The organism is Herminiimonas fonticola (assembly GCF_003293745.1).
GTDB classification, from domain to species: domain Bacteria; phylum Pseudomonadota; class Gammaproteobacteria; order Burkholderiales; family Burkholderiaceae_D; genus Oxalicibacterium; species Oxalicibacterium fonticola.
The window spans coordinates 522,789-544,024 of the sequence record NZ_PTLZ01000002.1; the positions used below are offsets into that span (position 1 = coordinate 522,789).

23 protein-coding genes and 1 tRNA gene are annotated in these 21,236 nt (G+C 49.0%); 20 read left to right on the forward strand and 4 right to left on the reverse strand.

The annotated features are described in order from the left end of the window. The first annotated feature begins 86 nt into the window (after positions 1–86). Both cysE and Hfont_RS09820 read left to right on the forward strand, forming a co-directional pair. Complete coding sequence (cysE, locus tag Hfont_RS09815; protein WP_112992189.1) at positions 87–830, forward strand: serine O-acetyltransferase; 744 nt, start codon at positions 87–89, stop codon at positions 828–830. 47 nt (positions 831–877) lie between these two features. Continuing rightward, positions 878–1,591, forward strand: a complete 714-nt coding sequence (locus tag Hfont_RS09820; RefSeq protein WP_112992190.1) for a YceH family protein — start codon at positions 878–880, stop codon at positions 1,589–1,591. 48 nt (positions 1,592–1,639) lie between these two features. Here Hfont_RS09820 and Hfont_RS09825 read toward each other — a convergent pair whose 3' ends face one another. From Hfont_RS09825 to Hfont_RS09835, 3 genes are all read right to left on the reverse strand, one after another. Beyond that, complete coding sequence (locus Hfont_RS09825; protein WP_112992191.1) at positions 1,640–2,443, reverse strand: UDP-2,3-diacylglucosamine diphosphatase; 804 nt, start codon at positions 2,441–2,443, stop codon at positions 1,640–1,642. 37 nt (positions 2,444–2,480) lie between these two features. Continuing rightward, positions 2,481–2,969, reverse strand: a complete 489-nt coding sequence (locus Hfont_RS09830; RefSeq protein ID WP_112992192.1) for a peptidylprolyl isomerase — start codon at positions 2,967–2,969, stop codon at positions 2,481–2,483. A gap of 74 nt (positions 2,970–3,043) precedes the next feature. Continuing rightward, positions 3,044–3,622: a peptidylprolyl isomerase gene (locus Hfont_RS09835; RefSeq protein WP_112992193.1), complete on the reverse strand. Its 579-nt coding sequence runs from the start codon at positions 3,620–3,622 to the stop codon at positions 3,044–3,046. Positions 3,623–4,114: 492 nt separating this feature from the next. On the opposite strand from Hfont_RS09835, the gene cysS reads away from it, so the two are divergent. From cysS to Hfont_RS09870, 7 genes are all read left to right on the forward strand, one after another. After that, positions 4,115–5,512 (forward strand): cysteine--tRNA ligase, encoded by a 1,398-nt coding sequence (cysS, locus tag Hfont_RS09840; RefSeq protein WP_112992194.1) that lies wholly within the window; start codon positions 4,115–4,117, stop codon positions 5,510–5,512. Positions 5,513–5,544: 32 nt separating this feature from the next. After that, positions 5,545–6,165 (forward strand): DNA-3-methyladenine glycosylase family protein, encoded by a 621-nt coding sequence (locus tag Hfont_RS09845; protein ID WP_241523066.1) that lies wholly within the window; start codon positions 5,545–5,547, stop codon positions 6,163–6,165. A 42-nt stretch (positions 6,166–6,207) separates the two neighbouring features. Further along, a complete protein-coding gene (locus tag Hfont_RS09850; RefSeq protein WP_112992196.1) occupies positions 6,208–7,182 on the forward strand; it encodes an acetyl-CoA carboxylase carboxyltransferase subunit alpha in 975 nt (324 codons plus the stop codon). A gap of 3 nt (positions 7,183–7,185) precedes the next feature. Further along, positions 7,186–8,577, forward strand: a complete 1,392-nt coding sequence (tilS, locus tag Hfont_RS09855) for a tRNA lysidine(34) synthetase TilS (RefSeq protein ID WP_112992197.1) — start codon at positions 7,186–7,188, stop codon at positions 8,575–8,577. A 154-nt stretch (positions 8,578–8,731) separates the two neighbouring features. Beyond that, a complete protein-coding gene (locus Hfont_RS09860) occupies positions 8,732–9,985 on the forward strand; it encodes an aspartate kinase (protein ID WP_112992198.1) in 1,254 nt (417 codons plus the stop codon). Between the two features lie 100 nt (positions 9,986–10,085). Continuing rightward, a tRNA-Ser gene (locus Hfont_RS09865) sits at positions 10,086–10,179 on the forward strand. A gap of 120 nt (positions 10,180–10,299) precedes the next feature. Beyond that, a complete protein-coding gene (locus tag Hfont_RS09870) occupies positions 10,300–10,788 on the forward strand; it encodes a hypothetical protein (protein WP_241523067.1) in 489 nt (162 codons plus the stop codon). A 139-nt stretch (positions 10,789–10,927) separates the two neighbouring features. Here Hfont_RS09870 and Hfont_RS09875 read toward each other — a convergent pair whose 3' ends face one another. Further along, positions 10,928–11,131: a hypothetical protein gene (locus Hfont_RS09875; protein ID WP_112992200.1), complete on the reverse strand. Its 204-nt coding sequence runs from the start codon at positions 11,129–11,131 to the stop codon at positions 10,928–10,930. Between the two features lie 816 nt (positions 11,132–11,947). Here Hfont_RS09875 and flhD point away from each other — a divergent pair. The 11 genes from flhD (at position 11,948) to cheD (ending at position 21,235) form a co-directional block, all read left to right on the forward strand. Continuing rightward, entirely contained in the window at positions 11,948–12,265 is a 318-nt protein-coding gene (flhD, locus tag Hfont_RS09880) for a flagellar transcriptional regulator FlhD (RefSeq protein WP_112992201.1), read from the forward strand. Positions 12,266–12,329: 64 nt separating this feature from the next. Next, positions 12,330–12,878, forward strand: coding sequence for a flagellar transcriptional regulator FlhC (gene flhC, locus Hfont_RS09885; protein WP_112992202.1), 549 nt, complete (start codon positions 12,330–12,332; stop codon positions 12,876–12,878). A gap of 189 nt (positions 12,879–13,067) precedes the next feature. Then, entirely contained in the window at positions 13,068–13,718 is a 651-nt protein-coding gene (locus tag Hfont_RS09890) for a class I SAM-dependent methyltransferase (protein WP_241523068.1), read from the forward strand. A 190-nt stretch (positions 13,719–13,908) separates the two neighbouring features. Continuing rightward, on the forward strand, positions 13,909–14,769 hold the full coding sequence (motA, locus tag Hfont_RS09895) for a flagellar motor stator protein MotA (RefSeq protein WP_112992204.1): 861 nt from the start codon (positions 13,909–13,911) through the stop codon (positions 14,767–14,769). Positions 14,770–14,824: 55 nt separating this feature from the next. Next, positions 14,825–15,871: a flagellar motor protein MotB gene (motB, locus tag Hfont_RS09900; RefSeq protein WP_112992205.1), complete on the forward strand. Its 1,047-nt coding sequence runs from the start codon at positions 14,825–14,827 to the stop codon at positions 15,869–15,871. Positions 15,872–15,914: 43 nt separating this feature from the next. Then, complete coding sequence (locus Hfont_RS09905) at positions 15,915–16,463, forward strand: chemotaxis protein (protein WP_112992206.1); 549 nt, start codon at positions 15,915–15,917, stop codon at positions 16,461–16,463. Positions 16,464–16,525: 62 nt separating this feature from the next. After that, complete coding sequence (locus Hfont_RS09910) at positions 16,526–16,891, forward strand: response regulator (protein WP_112992207.1); 366 nt, start codon at positions 16,526–16,528, stop codon at positions 16,889–16,891. 50 nt (positions 16,892–16,941) lie between these two features. Next, complete coding sequence (cheA, locus tag Hfont_RS09915) at positions 16,942–19,095, forward strand: chemotaxis protein CheA (RefSeq protein WP_112992208.1); 2,154 nt, start codon at positions 16,942–16,944, stop codon at positions 19,093–19,095. A 14-nt stretch (positions 19,096–19,109) separates the two neighbouring features. Further along, positions 19,110–19,601: a chemotaxis protein CheW gene (locus Hfont_RS09920; RefSeq protein ID WP_112992209.1), complete on the forward strand. Its 492-nt coding sequence runs from the start codon at positions 19,110–19,112 to the stop codon at positions 19,599–19,601. A 136-nt stretch (positions 19,602–19,737) separates the two neighbouring features. Beyond that, a complete protein-coding gene (locus tag Hfont_RS09925; RefSeq protein ID WP_112992210.1) occupies positions 19,738–20,613 on the forward strand; it encodes a CheR family methyltransferase in 876 nt (291 codons plus the stop codon). Positions 20,614–20,623: 10 nt separating this feature from the next. After that, on the forward strand, positions 20,624–21,235 hold the full coding sequence (cheD, locus tag Hfont_RS09930; protein ID WP_112992211.1) for a chemoreceptor glutamine deamidase CheD: 612 nt from the start codon (positions 20,624–20,626) through the stop codon (positions 21,233–21,235). Position 21,236: the final 1 nt, after the last annotated feature.

Below are 21,236 nucleotides of genomic sequence, written 5' to 3' on the forward strand. Positions count from 1 at the left end.
ATGACGAAAGCCTGTTTGGCTTCCGTCATGATTTGCTATAACAGGCTAATATTGCTACTTCAGCATTTTTCGCATATCCATATTCCATGTTTAGTCGTATTCGAGAAGATATCGCCAATATCATAGTTCGCGATCCAGCCGCGCGCAGTGAGTGGGAAGTCATTACCTGCTATCCAGGCTTGCACGCAATCGTCATGCAGCGCTGGGCGCATTGGTTCTGGGTAAATGATTTGAAGTGGTTGGGACGCTTTACCTCACATATCGCGCGTTGGTTGACCGGAATTGAAATCCATCCAGGTGCAAAAATTGGTCGTCGTGTTTTTATTGATCACGGTTTCGGCGTGGTGATCGGTGAAACGGCAGAAGTCGGTGACGATTGCACAATCTATCAAGGTGTCACTCTGGGCGGGACTTCTCTCAGCAAAGGTGCGAAGCGTCATCCTACATTGGCCAATGGCGTCATCATCGGCGCCGGTGCTCAGGTGCTGGGCGCATTTACGGTCGGCGAGGGTGCCAAGGTCGGTTCGAACGCCGTGGTGGTGAAGGAAGTGCCGGCAGGTGCCACAGCGGTCGGCAATCCGGCGCGCATCATCCTGAAAGACAATGCACGTGATGAAGCTGCTGCACGCATGTTTGCTTCATATGGCGTGACACCAAACGGCGACGATCCTTTATCCAAGGCCTTGCACGGACTGATTGATAATGCCGCGACTCAAGAGCATCAAATCGAAAAAATTCTGGCGGCCTTGAAGTGCGCTGGTATCGATTGCGAAACCTTGCTCACAACAGAAAAATTTGATCCGGCAGAAATGAACAAGCTGGTCGAGTAACAGATCGGGTAGCAGATCGATTAACAACCACGGATTAAACGTTTTAAATGAGTGATGACGTAAGTAGTACGGAAGTGCCGGAAATATCAAGCAATGAGCAATTCTTGCTGGATGCAGGTGAAATTCGCGTGTTGGCAGTGCTCGCTGAAAAAGAAGCACTGACGCCGGATAGTTATCCGCTATCGTTGAATGCACTGACGAACGGTTGTAACCAATTGACCAGTCGCGATCCTGTGATGTCCATGAGCGAGGCCGACGTACAGGTGATTCTTCAAGGTTTGATGGAAGAAAAGTTCGTGACCGAGGTTCATCAGGCTGGTGCACGAGTCAGCAAGTATCAACATCGTCTGCGTGTGAAGTGGTCGCTGGAACAGGACAAGCTGGCCGTATTGACGATACTGATGCTGCGCGGCATACAGACTGCAGGTGAAATTCGTACGCGTTCCGGCCGTCTGCATGATTTTTCTTCGATTGCTGATGTCGAGGCAGGCTTGCAATTTCTGATGGATAAGTATCCACCGCTGGTTGCGCGTTTGCCGCGCACACCGGGGACCAAGGAGTCGCGTTACGCGACCTTGTTGTCGGGCGAAGTTTTTCCTGAGTCGAATGAGGTTGCAACTGCAACGAGCGCGATTGGCGGCTCTGCTCATATAAGCCGGCAAGATCGGCTTACTCAACTTGAAGAAGAGGTCAGTTCTTTGCGGCAGCAAGTCGCTGCATTGACTGAGCAGTTCCAGCAATTCAAAGAACAGTTTGAGTAAGTCGTCTGTATATTGGTAGATGACGCTTCATCGTTGCGCCAGTATTTCCTAATTGCCGATTTCAGCGCCATTCAAATCATAGCGACGGATAGATCCGTTCGTATCCAGTGCCAGCCAGTCTCCACGTGACGCAGTGTCATCCAGATCCCAGTCTGACAATACATAACGTACACGCGCCTTGCCATCTTCCTGATAGTCATGGCGTGCCGGCCTGTGGGTATGGCCGTGGATCATGGTTGCGGTTGCAGTTTGCTCGAATAAACCTGCAATAGCTTCATTGTTGACGTCCATGATTTCGTAAGACTTGTCACGTTGTGCAGCGCGGCTGCCTGCGCGCAGGTTTTCGATAATCGCTTTGCGTTGCGTCAGCGGCAGGGCGAGAAAATTTCTTTGCCATTCCGCATCTCGCACCTGCGCGCGAAATTGCATATAGGCTGCATCGTCTGTGCAATATGCATCGCCATGCGTCAGTACGAGCAAGCGATCAGCAATAGTGGTTACATATGGATCGGGTAACAGTGTGATGTTGCAGGTTTTGGCGAATTGTTCGCCGACCAGAAAGTCGCGATTGCCGGCAATCCAGAAAACATCAATGCCACGCTCACTTATTTTCTTGATCTCTTCTACGACCAGTCGGTTGTACGCATCGGCTATGTCGTCATCACCAGCCCAAGCTTCGAAAATATCGCCTAGTAAATAAAGCTGCCGGGTTTTTGTAGCTTGGGTATGCAGAAAGTTGAAAAATGCCTCGGTGGTCCGTGGCATTGCAGCCTGCAAATGCAGGTCAGAAACAAAAAGCGCAGCCTGCAAAGGCTGCGCTTGTTCGTTCGATGCAGAAGATGAAATGGTCATATCGTGCGTCGAGAATAATGCAAGTCAGAAGTGATGATTAGATGACTTCTGCTTTTTCGATGACGACATCTTCCACTGGTACGTCAGCAAACATGCCGCTGCGTGTGGTTTTGACTGATTTGATTTTTTCGACGACATCGCTGCCATCAGTGACTTTGCCGAATACGCAGTAACCCCAACCGTCTTGACCTGGATAGTCGAGGAAAGTGTTGTTGTTGATGTTGATGAAAAATTGGGCAGAAGCCGAATGCGGATCCGAAGTGCGCGCCATTGCCAAGGTGTAGATGTCGTTCTTGAGGCCGTTTTTGGCTTCGTTTTCAACTGTAGCGTTGGTTGGTTTTTGTTTCATGCCTGGTTCAAAACCACCGCCTTGAATCATAAAGCCGTCGATCACACGGTGAAAAATGGTGCCGGCGTAGTGACCGGAGTTAACGTAGGCCAAAAAGTTTTCAACCGTCTTAGGCGCTTTTTCTGCGTCGAGTTCGATGGTGATTTTGCCGTGGTTGGTGGTGAGGATGACTGCCATATTATTCCTTGATCTATGTAAAGTGAAACTGACTAAGTGAAGCTGAATGAGTGAATTTTAAAATATTGCGTAATTTATTGTGTGATGGTCGCGGATTCGATCACAACTGCCTGAACCGGAACGTCCTGATACGGTCCGCGGTTACCTGTACTGACTTGTTTGATCTTGTCGACGACTTCCACACCTTTGACGACTTTGCCAAACACTGCATAACCCCAACCGTCTGTGCCTGGATAGTTCAGCATGTTGTTGTTATTGGTGTTGATAAAGAATTGTGCGGTAGCAGAATGCGGGTCGCCGGTACGTGCCATCGCAATGGTGTAGATATCATTCTTCAAGCCGTTTTGCGCTTCATTGCGGATAGGTGCACGCGTTGTTTTTTCGCGCATGTTCTTGTCGAAGCCGCCGCCTTGAATCATGAAACTACCAATCACACGGTGGAAAATCGTGCCGTTGTACTGGCCGCTTTTCACGTATTGCAAAAAGTTTTCTACCGTTTTCGGTGCTTTTTCCGAATTCAATTCCAGTTCGATATCGCCCAGATTTGTTTTCAATACAACACGAGGAGCATCTGCTGCTTGAGCCAATTGCATTGCGCCTGATAGAGAGAGCGCTGCAATCATGGTCATGACATGACGACGGGAGAATTTCATTCTGGCTTCCTTCATTCGTTTGGTGCGTTTATGTATTGGTTACGTTTATAAAAATACGAACCTGCAATTTTTCGATTCTTGTTGCTCTACTTAAGCAAAATTTCTAAAACTGTATTCGTTGCCCTGTTGCACGAATACCGACACTGTCATATTATGCCGTCCCGCTCGCAAGTTAGGCGTTTGATCTGATGCAGCCGGAGAATTTAAGTTTTGATTGGCGTGTGTGTTTATTGTGTTGCAAGAAAATTTATTACCGGCTTGCCGATAACAACTAGCAAACTCAAACAGAATTCCAACGTAGCAGAAGAGTATTTCATCAATGCTATACTGCCGCAAAAACGTGCATTTTATCAAAAAGTAGTATGACAAAGTGTTTTGGCGACCTAGTCGCATCAGCGCCGGGATTTGCTGATACGCGTTGATGATGCGTATCAAGTCTTGCAACTACTAAAAGTCTCGCAACAAATTCCTGGCCGAAACAGACAACCATTCATGAGTGCCCTGAAGATCTACAATACGCTGGCGCGTGAGAAGCAGTCGTTTACTCCTATTGATCCGGGCAAAGTCCGGATGTATGTGTGCGGCATGACGGTGTACGACTATTGCCACATCGGGCATGCGCGCGTCATGGTGGTATTCGATCTGGTACAGCGTTGGTTGCGTACATCAGGTTACGAAGTCACTTACGTACGCAATATCACCGACATCGACGACAAGATCATCAAGCGTGCTGCAGAAAACGGCGAATCGATTTCGCAACTGACGCAACGTTTTATCGATGCGATGGATGAAGATGCCGCTGCGCTGGGTGTGCAAAAACCCGATCACGAACCGCGCGCGACCAACTATGTGCCGCAAATGCTGGGCCTGATTGAAACGCTGGAGCGCAATGGCCTCGCGTATAAATCATCCGATGGCGACGTCAATTATTCGGTGCGTGACTTTCCAGGTTACGGCAAATTGTCCGGCAAATCGCTGGATGATTTGCGTGCAGGCGAACGCGTTGATGTGAATACAGGCAAGCGCGATCCACTGGACTTCGTATTATGGAAGTCATCTAAAGAGTCAGAGCCGGAAGAAGTAAAGTGGTCGTCCAAATGGGGTAGCGGCCGTCCAGGCTGGCATATTGAATGCTCGGCAATGGCCTGCGATTTACTCGGTGAGCAATTTGATATTCATGGTGGCGGTGCAGATTTGCAATTTCCACATCATGAAAATGAAATTGCTCAGTCTGAAGGCGCGAGCAAGCACACCTTCGTCAACTACTGGATGCACAATGGTTTTGTGCGTGTCGACAATGAAAAAATGTCCAAGTCCTTGGGCAATTTTTTCACGATCCGTGAAGTGCTGGAGAAATTCGATCACGAAGTGGTGCGCTTCTTTATCTTGCGTGCGCATTATCGCAGTCAGTTGAATTATTCCGATGCGCACTTGGATGACGCCCGCAATGCGTTGACGCGTATGTACACTGCGTTGAAAGAAGTCGCGCCAGATGACTTGCCCCTGGATATGGCAGAAGCTCACGCAGTTCGCTTTGCGGATGCGATGAACGATGACTTTAATACGCCATTGGCAATTGCCGTTCTGTTTGAACTGGCAAATGAAATCAATAAAAATAAATCCGCAGTGCTGGCACGCCAGTTAGTCAAACTGGCTGGTATAGTCGGTCTTCTGCAACGACCGGCGCAGGAATTTTTGCGTGCCGGATTGGCAAGTACAGAAGACGGTAGCGATCTGGAAACTTTTGTTGCAGAGCAAATTGCCGCACGCGTGCATGCTAAAAAAGAAAAGAATTTTGCTGAAGCCGATCGCATCCGTGCGGGCCTGCTGGAAAAGGGCATCATTCTTGAAGATAAATCTGGCGGTTTGACCGAATGGCGAAGGGCTTAAGCTAGATGGTAAAGATGATTGCCGCTGATGAAATGCTTCTCCTGCCATCCTACTGGGAGGAAGCGAAGGTCGAGTTGATGAAACGCGACCGCATCATGCGCAAGCTGATTCCACAGTTTGGCGATTTACATCTGGTGGGCCGCAGCGAACCGTTTTCTACGCTGGCGCGTTCCATCATCAGCCAGCAGATTTCCGTCAAGGCTGCGGATAGCATCTGGCAACGATTTCTCGAAGTTTGCCCAAAGTGCACGCCGGCACAGGTCGTCAAGGCTGGCGACAAGCTGGCTGCTTGTGGTTTATCCAAACGAAAATCCGAGTACATTCTCGATCTGGCCGACCATTTCAAGGCGAAACGTGTCAATTTTGACAAGTGGACCGAGATGGCGGATGAAGACGTTATTGCCGATTTGATTCAAATTCGAGGCATCGGACGCTGGACAGCGGAGATGTTTTTGATATTTAATCTGCTCCGGCCGAATATATTACCGTTGGACGATCTTGGTTTGCTGGCTGGCATTAGCCGCAACTACTTTTCGGGCGAGCCGGTTTCCCGTAGTGACGCGCGCGAAGTCGCGGCGAATTGGGAACCGTATCGCACAGTGGCAACCTGGTATCTGTGGCGCAGTCTGGACGCAGCACCGGCAACAAATTAAACATATACGAAATCCACCTCGTGTTGAACAGAAGGAGGCACGATGAGTAAAACGACTTTCCTGGGCTTTGAACAGCCGATTGCAGAACTCGATTCCAAGATCGAAGAGCTGCGCTTTGTACAAGATGATTCTGCAGTCGATATCTCGGAAGAGATTGATAGACTGTCGAAGAAAAGCCAGCAACTGACCAAAGATATCTACGCCAAGCTCACGCCATGGCAAGTGTCGCAGATTGCCCGTCATCCACAACGTCCATACACCATGGATTATGTGAATGAAATTTTCACCGACTTCCACGAATTGCACGGCGATCGCAGCTATGCGGATGATTTGTCCATCGTCGGTGGCCTAGCCCGTTTCAACGGTATGCCTTGTATGGTCATTGGCCATCAAAAAGGGCGTGATACCAAGGAACGCAGCATGCGTAATTTCGGTATGCCGAAACCAGAAGGCTATCGCAAGGCGATGCGCCTGATGAAGCTCGCGGAAAAATTTGGTTTGCCAGTATTCACCTTCGTCGACACACCGGGCGCATTCCCGGGTATCGATGCAGAAGAACGTGGCCAGTCGGAAGCGATCGGCCACAATCTGTACGTGATGGCGGAATTGAAAGTGCCGCTGATTGCCACAATCATCGGCGAAGGCGGTTCCGGCGGCGCACTGGCGATTGCAGTTGGCGATGCAGTACTGATGTTGCAATACTCGACTTACTCGGTGATTTCGCCAGAAGGTTGCGCATCGATTTTGTGGAAGTCCGCAGAACGCGCATCCGATGCAGCAGAAGCCTTGGGTCTGACCGCACATCGCTTGAAGGCGATGGGCTTGATTGACAAGATCATCAATGAACCACTGGGCGGTGCACATCGCGATCCGAAACAGATGGCCGCATTGGTCAAACGCGCATTGGCTGATACCGTGCGTCAGTTCCAGGGCATGAAAACCAAGGATCTGTTGGCTGCACGTCATGAAAAATTGATGAGCTACGGTAAATTCAAAGAGATCACCACACCGGAATGAGCCTTGAGCAATAAAAACATTGCGGCAACGCAAAGTGAATTTGAACGCGCGTTAGGGGAAATCCGGACGCGCGTTTCTCTTTCCGGATCTACTACGCAAAAGATAGCCATTGCTTATAGCGGAGGTCTGGATTCTGCCGCCTTGCTGCATCTGCTGCGCGCATATGCAACGCAACATGAACTCGAATTGTTTGCCTTCCATGTGCATCACGGATTGAGCGCGAATGCCGATCAGTGGCTGGCACATTGCGAGCAGCAATGTGCCGAGTTGAACGTGGTATTTGATGCGCGGCGCGTGCAAATAGCGAATCAGGAAAAGAGTGGGGTCGAAGAAGCCGCGCGCCATAGTCGCTATGCCGCCTTGGGCGAAATGTGCCGTACGCATGATGTGCCTTTATTGTTGACTGCGCATCATCAGGACGATCAGGCAGAAACCGTGATGCTGCAATTGTTGCGAGGCTCCGGCGTGGCAGGATTGTCCGGTATGGATAGTGCCAATCATGCGGCGGATTTGCTGGGCGATGCGACTTTGCTGATGGGACGACCATTGCTGCAACTGGCACGCGCCGATCTGGAAAAAATCGTCACCAGCAATGCTATCGCTTTTGTCGAGGATGAATCCAACCTCGATCCGCGTTATGCACGCAATGCCTTGCGCCATCAAGTGATGCCGACACTGGCGCAACATTTCCCCGGTTTCCAGCAACGCTTTGCACGTACCGCGCAACACGCACAATCGGCGCAGCGCTTGTTGATAGAGTTGGCAGAACAGGATTTGACGCAGTGTCTGGATGGCGAATGCCTCGACATTACGAAGCTGAAAAATTTCAGCGCGGATCGTATCGATAACATGCTGCGTTATTGGTTTGGTCTACGCGGTGTGCGCATGCCATCGACGTCCTGGCTCAATGAAATGCGCACGCAACTGCTGGAAGCCAAACACGACGCGCAATTATGTGTGACGCATGCCGATTGTCATATTCGCCGTCATCGCGATCGTGTTTTCATTACGCCCAAGCTAGCTCCAGAAACGTTGGAGCAAGCGCCAGTAGCCTTCACTTGGAAAGGCGAGGCATCGATTCATTTTGCAGAATTCAGCGGCACGCTTTTTTTTGAGAAGGCAGAGCAGGGCATAGCTGCAGCCTGGCTAGGTTCACAAGCTTTGTCGCTACAGTTGCGTAGTGGCGGTGAACGTCTGAAGCCGGCATGGAATCGTCCTACCAAAAGTCTGAAATATCATTACCAGGCCTGCGATGTTCCCGCATGGGAGCGCGAACGCTTACCGCTGGTTTTCGCGGGCAAGCAATTATTGTTTGCAGCGGGAATCGGCATGGATTGCCACCAACTCAGCAGCGAAGCCGGGCCGCATATCCAGATTCGCTGGCAATTCGATTAACGCTAAAGGTGCTTGTCCGCATTTTTTGGTTATTTGACAAGCAGAAAATGGCTGGAAAGCCTAGGCGGGCTTGTCATTCTGCGCTGCAAGCTGTAAAGTCGTGGGTTGATTTTTCCAGCCTCTCTCTTTTTTCAAGCGTGTTTTTTCTATCCTTATGGCTTTAATCGTTCACAAATACGGCGGCACGTCGATGGGCTCTACCGAGCGCATCAAGAATGTCGCCAGACGCGTTGCCAAATGGCATGACGCTGGGTATCAAATCGTCGTAGTGCCGTCGGCCATGTCCGGCGAAACGAATCGTTTGATCGGCTTGGCAAAAGAGTTGATGACGCAACCAAGTCCGCGCGAACTGGACATGCTGGCTTCGACCGGCGAGCAGGTTTCCGTGGCCTTGCTGGCAATGGCCTTGCAATCGATAGGCAAGGAAGCTGTGTCTTACGCAGGTTGGCAGGTTGCGATCAAGACCGACTCGGCCTTCACCAAAGCACGGATTCAATCGATCGATGATGTGAAAGTAAAAAAAGATCTGGACGCTGGTCGCATTGTCATCATTACCGGTTTTCAGGGAGTCGATGATGAAGGCAATATCGCGACGCTGGGACGCGGCGGTTCAGATACTTCCGCGGTTGCTGTTGCCGTCGCACTGCAGGCGCAGGAATGCTTGATTTATACCGACGTTGATGGCGTATACACCACCGACCCACGCGTCGTGTCTGAAGCGCGTCGCTTGAATACCGTTACGTTTGAAGAGATGCTCGAAATGGCGTCGCTCGGTTCGAAAGTGCTGCAGATACGCTCAGTCGAATTTGCCGGCAACTACAAGATGCCGACGCGCGTGTTGTCGTCGCTGACCGACCCTATGATGTCGCTGGAAGAAGAAGCAAAATCCGGCACACTGATTTCGTTTGAGGAAGATACAAATATGGAACAAGCCGCTATCACCGGTATTGCATTCAATCGCGATGAAGCGAAGATCACTGTGTTAGGCGTGCCGGATCGCCCAGGCATCGCTTATCAGATCCTTGGTCCGATCGCTGCAGCGAATATTGAAGTCGACATGATCATTCAAAATCAATCAGTCGACGGCAAAACAGATTTCACCTTTACCGTACCGCGTAGCGAGTATGCAAAGGCAGTCGATGTACTGAATGACAGCGTCAAGCTGCATATAGGCGCTGCCAGTGTTCAAGGTGACACCAAGGTATCGAAAGTGTCCGTGGTCGGTGTCGGCATGCGCAGCCACGTCGGTATCGCTTCGCAAATGTTCCGCACCTTGTCGGAAGAGGGTATTAATATTCAGATGATCTCGACTTCTGAAATCAAGATTTCCGTTCTGATCGATGAAAAATACATGGAACTGGCAGTGCGCGCATTGCACAAAACCTTCGATCTGGAAAAAAACAATTAAGTCATATTTTGATGGCATAGTTTGGTTGACCAGACATGCCTGAAAAGTTATGATACTGAACCTTGCAGTGGCGGGCAGTTTGAAGCTACTGAAGTAATGTGGAGGCGTGGCCGAGTGGTCGAAGGCACTTCCCTGCTAAGGAAGCATACGGGCTTAAACTCGTATCGTGGGTTCGACTCCCACCGCCTCCTCCAAGAATTGAAAGCCCTTGATGCAAATCAAGGGCTTTTTTTCTTTGGTCGAATTGGATCAAGTCACTTTTACTGGAACAACGCATTTTGAACACGAAAAGAAGTAAACGCTGGAACGGCAGCATGGATACGCTGACGGTAGAGTATTTGAACGGTGTGGTCGCGCAAATGACGTCATATGGCGAGCGCGTGCAATTCAGTTTGACCAGTGGGCAGACGCCGAACTACCAGGTCATCAACACCTTTGATAAAAAAATGGCCTTCAATGGCAATCATCATTTGATGCACCCGCAAGAAGATGAATTCACAGGTAGCAATGCCACCACTGTATTGACGCTGGAGCAGGTCAAAGCCTGGATAGCTGGCGTTGGTGTCAAAAAGACTGTCAGTGCGCGTACCGCTCGTGTCAGCTCACATAGTAGGACCGGTAGTAGTCCTGCTGCGGCGAAGGTGGGTGATTTGATCGATGTGCAGAAATATGAGTACTTCAAAAACAATGTTCAAAAACTGCCGGAAGGTATTCGCGCCTATTCACAGGAAGTCAGCAACTTGATGAAGAATGGCATGTCGGCGGAAGCTGCCTTTGGCGAAATCGTTCAACAGTACTTCTGAAGCTGATCTGAATGGTCGCGCGAATTTATTTCGCTCATAAAAAAAGCCCGCAATTAATTGCGGGCTTTTTTGTAGGCGAATACTCGTATCTGCATCAACTTTTCAAATTCTTTCCACTGCGGCGATGAAAGCTGATGAGCTACACGCGATAGATTTTTTCTCCAGTTTGAATAATCTTGAATTTGGCATCGGATAGCGGATCCAATGCGCGTCCATCTGCAAGCTTGTAGGTTTTGCTGCCTGGTTGTCCCTCATCCGCCGTTTCTACCGGGGTTTGAAAAACCTCCACATGGTAACCAGCCCCTGTTTTTCCTTTGGCATCGAATTTTTCTACCAAATCCATAAGAGTCTCCTTTAGGTTGAGGATGGAATATCCGATCTCACAATAGCAGATTTTTTCGGCAATTTCGGCATCGGTGTATTTGATCTTGTATTGAAGGAATTGCCGACTGGTGAATGTTAATAAAAATATATGTAACTTTTAATTTTATTAACTAATTTTGTTTTCTGAGGTTTTTTTCACCAAGTTTTGACTCTGGGTACGGGGGCAATTACTAAGTGTATGTATCTGCTTCGATACAAGCGACACACAACATGGACACATTTCATAAGCATGATGCGTTTGTTGGAAGAAATGCAGAGTCGAAACAAGGATGGAAAACAAGAATTATGCAAAAAATCGAAAATAATTTGGACCGGACCCTAAAGTTTTGAAAGTCGCTGCCGTTACCAAACTTAGATAACGGTATAAAAATATTTTAAATTTATTTTGCTTGAACCCTAAAGTTTTGCAAAAGCGTGCCGTTAAAGATACAAGAGGGTAAAAAAAGAAGATTTTTTCACTGTTTTTATCAAATATTTTTAAGAATTTTAGTTACTAAAAATAGTTAAAAATTATTTTTCGTCGTTGTTTTTGGAAAAACTTTTGAGTTGGCAATAAATGCTCAGAAGTAATATGCAAGCCATTCTTCGCTCAATTTCATGTTGAGCGTATCCTATGCTGGTCGACGTTTGTAAGACAAACGCCTACCGGCCTATTGTCGTCTTCTCTGTATAAAAATACCGAGTAGTGCCTATTTCAGGCATTTGTTTCCCGAATCAGAATGCATTCACTGGCTCACAAATGTGGCCACAGACATTCACAGGTAAGGGGATACACATGACAAATAACGACATCATTGCAGAAATTCGCGACGCTAATCTGGGTTACCTGATGCTGGCGCAACAAATGATTCGTGCCGACAAGGCAACTGCAATCTTCCGCCTGGGTATCAGTAACGAAATCGCTGATTTGATCGAAGGCATGAACAATGCCCAAATCTTGAAATTGGCAGGAGCGAACATGATGTTGGCCCGATTTCGATTCGACGATGGTGCCATCCTTGGCATGCTGACCAATTACAACAAAGACCGTTCGTTGGCACATTCGCATGCAGCGATCTTGATGGCCGGTCAGGCTGTTGAGCAAATCGCTTAACGTAAATAGCCGCTGCCTTAGTCCATCCGATCAAATTGCTGTAACTCTTCCGAAGAGCGCGAACATGGCCAAGAAAAGTGTTGTGACAGAATCCCAAGAGATTCAACTCGCCATAGAACTGATTAATCTGGGTGCAAGATTGCAGTTGCTGGAGTCGGAAACCTCTCTTTCGCGCGAACGCTTGCTGAAGCTATATAAAGAACTGCGCGGTGTTTCCCCACCAAAAGGAATGTTGCCATTTTCGACAGACTGGTTTATTACATGGCAGCCGAATATTCATTCTTCGCTTTTCATTGGTATTTACAAATATCTGGTTGAGCATGCGCAGATTTCCGGCATTCACGCAGTAACGAAAGCGTACAAGCTGTATCTGGAGCAGGTTGATATGGGCGAAGATGGCGAGCCTGTCTTGTCTTTGACGCGCGCCTGGACCCTGGTTCGATTTTTCGATAGTAAAATGCTGGCGACGGCATGCTGCAGCGAATGCAGTGGTCATTTTGTAGTGCATCGGCTGGATTTGAATGCCAATTACACATGCGGCCTGTGCCACATGCCGTCCAGAGCCGGTAAAACCAAACGAGCCAAAATGGATGCAGCTTTGCTGGTGGCGTGACCGGATGGTTTAATTTCTGGAAAGAGTGTCTGAGTGAAGAAAGTGCGGCGCTCCGGCGCAAAACCGGCGTCGCCCGAACCTAGATATTTATTCAACGTGCCTGCAGTGCAGGCTCTTTTTTTTCAAATCCTTTCTTTTTTTATCGTTTTGCTGATCGCCCGAAGTCTGGGGGCGATTCTCGGTATAACGATGCATATCCTGGTCATCGCATTTCTTCAGGGCGCGGTCGCGGCAGGTTTTTCATGCTGGCGTGGCCTGGCTTCATGGTGGATTGCTATTCAGTTTTTCTTTCCTTTCGTTTTGCTTTTTGCCCTGTTGTTACAACTGCCGTCCTACCTTTTCCTGTTTGCCTTTCTCATTTTTCTATTTTTGTACTGGAGCACTTTTCGCACTCAGGTTCCTTTTTATCCATCGAATCTGACGACTTGGGATGCAGTGGCCGAGTTATTGCCGAACGATAGAAGTGTTCATCTGATCGATATCGGTAGTGGTTTGGGCGGTTTGGTTTTGAATTTGGCGAAGCGCCGCCCGGATAGTCATTTTCTTGGTATAGAAATTGCACCGTTGCCGTGGTTGGTGAGTATGTTACGCGCACGCTTCACGCGGAGCTCGGCTCAATTTACGCGTGGCGATTATGGGCACTTGAATTTTGCCGAATACGACGTCGTGTTTGCGTATTTATCTCCAGTAGCAATGCCAGCCTTGTGGGAGAAAGCGCGCACTGAAATGCGGCACGACACGATGTTGTTGAGTTATGAGTTTCCGATTCCGCATGTGGAACCAACTTTCACGGTATCTCCTGTTGCAAATAATCCGAAAATTTATGGTTGGCGTATGTAGGATTGTTAGGGATTCTTGTGCGACGATTTGATTCAAGTTCTTGCAATTAAAGCCGTTGAAAGCCTATATAGCCATGCCCAAAAACTCGAGTTAAGTGCGCCGCTCGGACAAGCGGGCAATCATCTCGGTTGCGTATTGGCAATTGTTGAGGCAATAATGGCATCCTAAATCCAAAAATCGGAGCACACGCTTGTTAGTTATCATCGGATATATTGTCGTCCTCGCATCGGTTTTTGGGGGATTCGTACTGGCGGGTGGTCATATCGCTGCGTTGTTTCAACCCGTCGAATTATTGATGATTGGTGGAGCTGCAACCGGTGCATTTTTTGTCGGAAATAACGGTAAAGCGATCAAGGCAACGCTGAAGGCTTTGCCTAGTGTCCTCAAGGGCTCCAAATATACAAAATCCTTGTATATGGAATTGATGACACTGTTGTTTGAAATCCTGACCAAGGTGCGCAAGGAAGGTTTGATGTCGATTGAAGGTGATATCGATGCTCCTGAAGAAAGCGCTATCTTCACCAAATATCCGGCCGTTCTGGCGGATCACCATATTATTGAGTTCATCACTGACTATCTGCGATTGATGGTGTCCGGGAATATGGACGCATTCCAGATTGAAAATTTGATGGACAACGAAATCGATACTCACCATGCTGAAGGTGAAATCCCTGTGCATTGCATTGCAAAACTGGGTGACGGTTTTCCGGCATTCGGTATTGTGGCGGCGGTTATGGGTGTGGTTCACACGATGGCGTCGGTCGGTTTGCCGCCGGCAGAACTGGGTATTTTGATTGCGAATGCGCTGGTTGGTACCTTCCTCGGTATTTTATTGGCTTATGGTTTTGTGTCTCCAATATCCAGCGTACTCGAGCAAAAATTACACGAATCCTCTAAGGTTTTTCAATGTGTCAAAGTCACATTGCTGGCAAGCTTGAACGGTTATGCTCCGGCACTGGCAGTAGAGTTTGGTCGTAAGGTATTGTTTTCGACAGAACGTCCTTCTTTCAGCGAATTGGAAGAACACATCAAGCAATCGAAAACAAAATAAACAGATTCTTGATATATAAGAACTAAAGAAATAGAAGAACCTAGCGGAGACTTAGATGGCTGACGAAGGACTCCGTCCCATTATCGTAAAACGTATCAAGAAATCCGGGGGCGGCCATCATGGCGGCACCTGGAAAATTGCCTACGCCGATTTCGTGACCGCGATGATGGCGTTCTTCCTGCTGATGTGGTTGCTCGGCTCGACGACCAAAGGCAATTTGCAAGGGATCGCAGATTATTTCGCTACACCGTTGAAGGTGGCGATGGCGGGTGGTTCCGGCAGCGGTGACGCGACCAGTGTAATCAAGGGCGGCGGCAAGGACATGACGCGCATTGATGGTCAGCAAAAACAAGGTGACGATGCGACGCCAACCAAAAAGAGTAATTTGAAAGCGGCTGCCGCTGAGCTTGAGCGGCAAGAGATGGAGCGTCTTAAATCCCTGAAAGAGCGGATTGAAGAAGCCATCGATTCAAATCCCAGTTTGCGTCAGTATAAAAATCAGCTTTTGCTGGATATCACATCTGAAGGCCTGCGCATCCAGATCGTTGATGAAAAAAACCGTCCCATGTTTGCCTTATCCAAGGCTGAACTGCAGCCATACACCAAAATTATCCTGCACGAGATTGCCAAAACACTCAACGACATTCCTAACCGGATCAGCTTGTCCGGGCATACCGATGCAACTCCGTATTCCAGTGGTGAAAAAAGCTATAGTAATTGGGAGCTTTCATCCGATCGGGCGAATGCATCACGTCGAGAATTGATTGCGGGTGGTATGGCCGAGTCGAAAATGCTGCGCGTTGTTGGTCTGTCGTCTGCCGTGTTGTTTGATCCCACAGATCCATTAAATCCGATTAATCGCCGCATTAGTATTATCGTGATGAATAAGAAAACAGAAGACTCCATCACCAAAGAAAATCGGACGGCAGAGGTAGCCGACGAGGAAACTGCAAAAGAGACAGTGGAAAAAGGTGTCAATATATCAGGCGTAGTCCAGCCTGCACCAGCGGCAGTGCCGAAACCGACTTCTGTTCCCGTTGCGCCCAAGCCGACAGCCAGCGCAACAGCTACGGCCGCCGCTGCAGCCGCTGCGGGAAAATAGAAAATTAACGGCAAATAAACGAAATAATGACTGGGTCTTTCCCATGACAATAAATAATTCGTTAGCGTCGAAAGTCACGGACCTTTTATCGGGTTTGTCTGATCACGGTAGACAACATCTGACAGAAGTAGAGACTGATCTGATTCAGACCAACGTTCTTCTCACGGAAGCGATTGAGAAGCTGAGCGCCAGTTTCATGGCGATTCATGCAGCAGTCACCGAACAGCAGCAGATGGTCGATGCATTGGCGACGGGTGCAAGTGCCTCGTCCGAAGCCACGTTGGCATTGAAGGCAAAATCGGCACAAATTGATCAGCACGTGAATGCGGCGGTGACGGGTTTGCAATTTCAGGATATGACAAACCAGCTGATTAGCCGTACTTTGCGTCGTGTTGTTGGATTTCGCGATGTACTGGAAGTGACTGGGACCAGCAGTATTGCCATTCCTGTAAATGCGAGTAATGAGCAACTGCATGCAATGCTGAGCCAGATCAATGAAACGTTGAAGACGGAAAGCCAGGACCTGGAAAAAGAATTATGGAAGGCCGTTTGTCAGACGCACATGGAGAGCGGAGACATTGAGCTGTTTTGATCGGCGAAAAAATTTGGATTAGCGGGCTTAAAAACCTGAAACGTGTATTAGCAGGAGTAAAAATGGCAAAGACAATATTGGCGGTCGACGATTCTGCTTCATTACGGCAGATGGTGGTTTTCAGCTTGCGTGCTGCAGGCTATCAGGTCACCGAAGCGGTAGACGGACAAGATGGGCTGGACAAGGCGCAAGCACAGATTTTTGATCTGGTGCTGACTGATCAAAACATGCCGCGCATGGACGGTTTTTCCTTGATTCGTGCCTTACGCGCATTGCCAACTTATCAGAAGGTGCCGATTCTGATGCTGACGACGGAATCCAGTGATGAGATGAAAGCCAAGGGACGGGCGGCAGGTGCAAATGGTTGGCTGGTTAAGCCGTTTGACCCGCAACGCTTGACTGAGGTCGTGAAAAAAGTCATAGGCTGACACGCGATGCGCGTAAGCATTATCACGAGCATAAAAACCGGAGTGGAATAATGACCATCGATATGAGTCAGTTCTTCCAGGTGTTTTTCGACGAGACCGAAGAACTGCTGGCGGAGATGGAAAAATTGTTGTTGGCGGTCGACGTATCAGCTCCTGATGCGGAAGACCTGAACGCGATTTTTCGTGCCGCACATTCTATCAAGGGTGGTGCTGCCACGTTTGGTATTACCGATCTGACTGAAATAACGCACGTGCTGGAAACCTTGCTGGATCGCATACGCAAAGGCGAGATGGCACTGGTGGCTGAGCATGTCGATGCTTTTTTGTCGGCCAAAGATATTTTGAAAATGCAGCTGGATGGTCACAGGTTGCACACGCCAGTCGATCTCGACGCTGTTGCCGAAGTGCGCATGATTCTGGAAGCGCTGTCGCAGGACGAGGCGGCTGCACCGGTACAAGCATCTGCTGCTGTGACGACAGGTTCAGCAGCGACATCGCCAGTGCGTACTGATAGACGCTTTCGTATCGAATTGCCCCAGGTTCCTCCACGCGACGTGGAAGCGCTGGCTGCAGAGCTGGGCTTGCTCGGTGAAATTAGTCAGGATGTATTGCCGGATCAACGCGCATTCTTCATTCTGAGTACGCATGAAGGGCCGGATGACATTATTGCGATCTGCTCTTTCATTCTCGATCCGCAAGACCTCAAAATTACCGAAGAATCCGTACCTGTATCGGCGGGCACCAAGCTGTCGATTGATGAGCGCAGTCAGGCCGAGGAGAAGCAGGGTTTTGGTTTCTTTGAGCCACTGCATTCCACCATTGCGATCAAGGATCAGGAAAACGAACAAGGCTACGGCTTCTTTGCACCATTCGTGCCGCTGGATATAGCGCCACCCGCAGCAAGCAAAGCAGCGGATTCCGAAGATGATGATGCCGATGAAACGCCTCACGCCATTGTTGCCACAGATAAAAAACCTGCCGTTAAACGTGATGCAGATAAAATAGTAAACAGCGCAGAATCATCGTCTATCCGCGTTGGTATAGAAAAAGTCGATCAGTTGATCAACCTGGTTGGCGAACTGGTGATCACGCAGGCCATGATTGAACAGCGTACGGATTCGCTCGACCCCATGCTGCATGAACGTTTGCTAAATAGTGTGACGCAACTGACGCGCAATACCCGCGATTTGCAGGAAGCCGTGATGTCCATACGCATGATGCCTATGGATTATGTGTTCTCCCGTTTCCCGCGCATGGTGCGTGATCTCGCGGCCAAGCTGGGCAAGAAGGTTGACTTTGTGACCCATGGTGCGGCGACTGAGCTCGACAAGGGTTTGATTGAACGCATTGTTGATCCTTTGACGCACCTGGTACGTAACAGTATCGATCACGGGATTGAAATGCCTGAGGTTCGGGCGGCGGCAGGCAAGGCGCCTGCCGGTCAGCTTGCACTCTCTGCCGGCCATCAGGGCGGCAACATCATGATTGAGGTGAGCGATGATGGCGGTGGTTTGAGCCGTGACAGAATTCTCGCCAAAGCGAAACAGCAGGGGATGGATGTTTCTGATGACATGCCGGATGAAGAAGTCTGGCAATTGATTTTTGCACCTGGATTTTCAACTGCAGAAGCGGTGACCGATGTGTCCGGCCGCGGTGTCGGGATGGATGTCGTCAAACGAAATATCACTGCCATGGGCGGTGTGGTCGATATTCGTTCCAGCAAGGGCTTTGGTACGACTATCTCGATTTCATTACCTTTGACCTTGGCTATTCTGGATGGCATGTCGATCAGGGTGGGTGAGGAGATCTACATTCTGCCTTTGGGCTATGTAGTGGAATCCTTGCAACCTGAATCGAATGATGTGAAGGAAATCAGCGGGCAGGGTACAGTGGTCAAGGTACGCGGGGATTACCTGCCTTTGATCCCCTTGTACAAAATGTTCGATATAGAACCACGGTTTACCGACCCATCAGAAGGCATAGTGGTTATTCTGGAGTCGGAAGGACGTAAAGCAGCTTTGTTTATCGACGATCTGGTCGGGCAGCAGCAAGTCGTAGTCAAGAATCTGGAGTCGAACTATCGCAAGGTCGCCGGTATCTCGGGTGCCACCATTCTGGGTGATGGCGGTGTGTCCTTGATCATCGATGTAGCAGCATTACTGCGTTCAAGCCGTCAGTTGAACGATGAATCCATTTATTCCTGAATAGGAGAACTCTCATGATTCACAATGTAAAAGACAATACGACAGGCGCTGAAACCGGAAATGAATTCCTTGCCTTTACCCTGGGCAAAGAAGAATACGGCATTGATATTTTGAAGGTGCAGGAAATTCGCGGTTATGAAGCCGTGACCCGTATTGCGAATGCGCCGGAGTTCGTTAAAGGCGTCGTGAACTTGCGCGGCATCATCGTGCCTATCGTCGACATGCGCATCAAGTTCAATCTGGGTGAGCCAACCTATGACCAATTCACAGTGGTCATCATTCTGAATATCGGTGGACGTGTGGTTGGGATGGTAGTGGATAGTGTTTCTGACGTAATTACCTTGTCGCCAGAGCAGATCAAACCAGCACCGGAAATGGGTACTGCTTTCAATACTGATTACCTGATTGGTTTGGGCACACTGGATGAACGCATGCTGATTCTGGTTGATATCGATAAATTGATGTCCAGCGAAGAAATGGGCTTGATTGAAAAAATTGCTGCATAAGATTGATAAAATTTAAATTCGCAAGATTGGAATTAAGCAGATTCAAAAATCGACTGTGAAAAACAGCGTATGCAGTTTTTGGAGGTCACATATTCATGCGCTATGAATATGCAAAAGGCAAAAGGAAATCAGCAGTATGAAACCGAATTCTCAAGCAAGACCAGAAGGCTCCAAAGAGTTCGAATTCACGGCACGCGACTTTGAGCGGGTGCGTTCGCTGATTTATAAAAAGGCCGGTATCGCTCTGGCCGAGAGCAAACAGGAAATGGTCTATAGTCGCCTGGCGCGTCGCTTGCGTGCAACCGGTATAGGATCGTTCGTCACTTATCTGGACAAGCTGGAGCAGGGTGGCGATGCTGAGGAGTGGGAGGCATTCACCAATGCCTTGACGACCAACCTCACATCGTTTTTCCGCGAATCCCATCACTTCCCGATTCTTGCCGAGCACCTGAAAAAAGTAAAAGAGCCTATCGAAATCTGGTGTTCTGCCGCGTCTACCGGCGAAGAACCGTATTCAATTGCGATGACGGCTTGCGAAGCATTCAATACCTTGACGCCACCAGTTCGCATCATTGCGACCGACATTGATACCAATGTCTTGAACACGGGAGCCAACGGCGTTTATTCGATAGATCGTCTCGACAAGATGTCGCCAGAACGCGCCAAGAAATTTTTCTTGCGTGGTAAAGGTGAACGCGAAGGTCTGGTACGTGTGCGTCCCGAACTACGGCAGATGATCACTTTTAAACAGGTGAATCTGCTGGCCGACAATTGGGGCATCAATACGCAATTCGACGTGATATTTTGTCGCAACGTGATGATTTATTTTGATAAGCCCACACAAGGAAAAATTCTGGATCGTTTTGCACCGTTAATGAAACCCGACGGTTTGTTATTTGCAGGCCATTCCGAGAATTTCCTGTACGTGAGTGATGCATTCAAGTTACGTGGAAAGACAGTCTACGAACTGGATCCGGAGAAAAAAGCGCGCGCCCAGTTGCGCAGGGCATGAGATAGAACTTATGAACGAATTGACCAAAGAACACTTCGCCACGAATGTCTATTACGACCGGACCTTCGATCGCGACGCGGCCAAAATTCTGCCGGGTGAGTATTACTACACGGGCAAGGACATGCTGATCGTCACTGTGCTGGGTTCGTGCGTCTCCGCTTGTATACGTGATCGCATAACGGGCGTGGGGGGCATGAATCATTTCATGCTGCCGGATGGTGGGGGTGATGCGGACAGTCCGATTTCTGCATCGGCGCGCTACGGTACATATGCGATGGAAGTCTTGATCAATGATTTGCTGAAGGCGGGCGCAAAGCGCGAAAATCTGGAAGCAAAAGTGTTTGGCGGCGGCGCTGTGCTGCGCGGATTTTCATCGATGAATGTGGGCGAACGCAATGCCCAGTTTGTTCGTGATTTCCTCAAGATTGAAAACATTCGGGTTGTCGCTGAAGATTTGAACGATATTCATCCGCGCAAGGTTTATTACTTCCCGCGTAGCGGCAAGGTACTCGTCAAGAAACTTAAACAATTGAATAACAATACTCTAGTCAACCGCGAAGAGGATTACGCGAATCGCTTGCAGACAAACAATGTCGCTGGCGATATCGAGCTGTTTTCCTGAT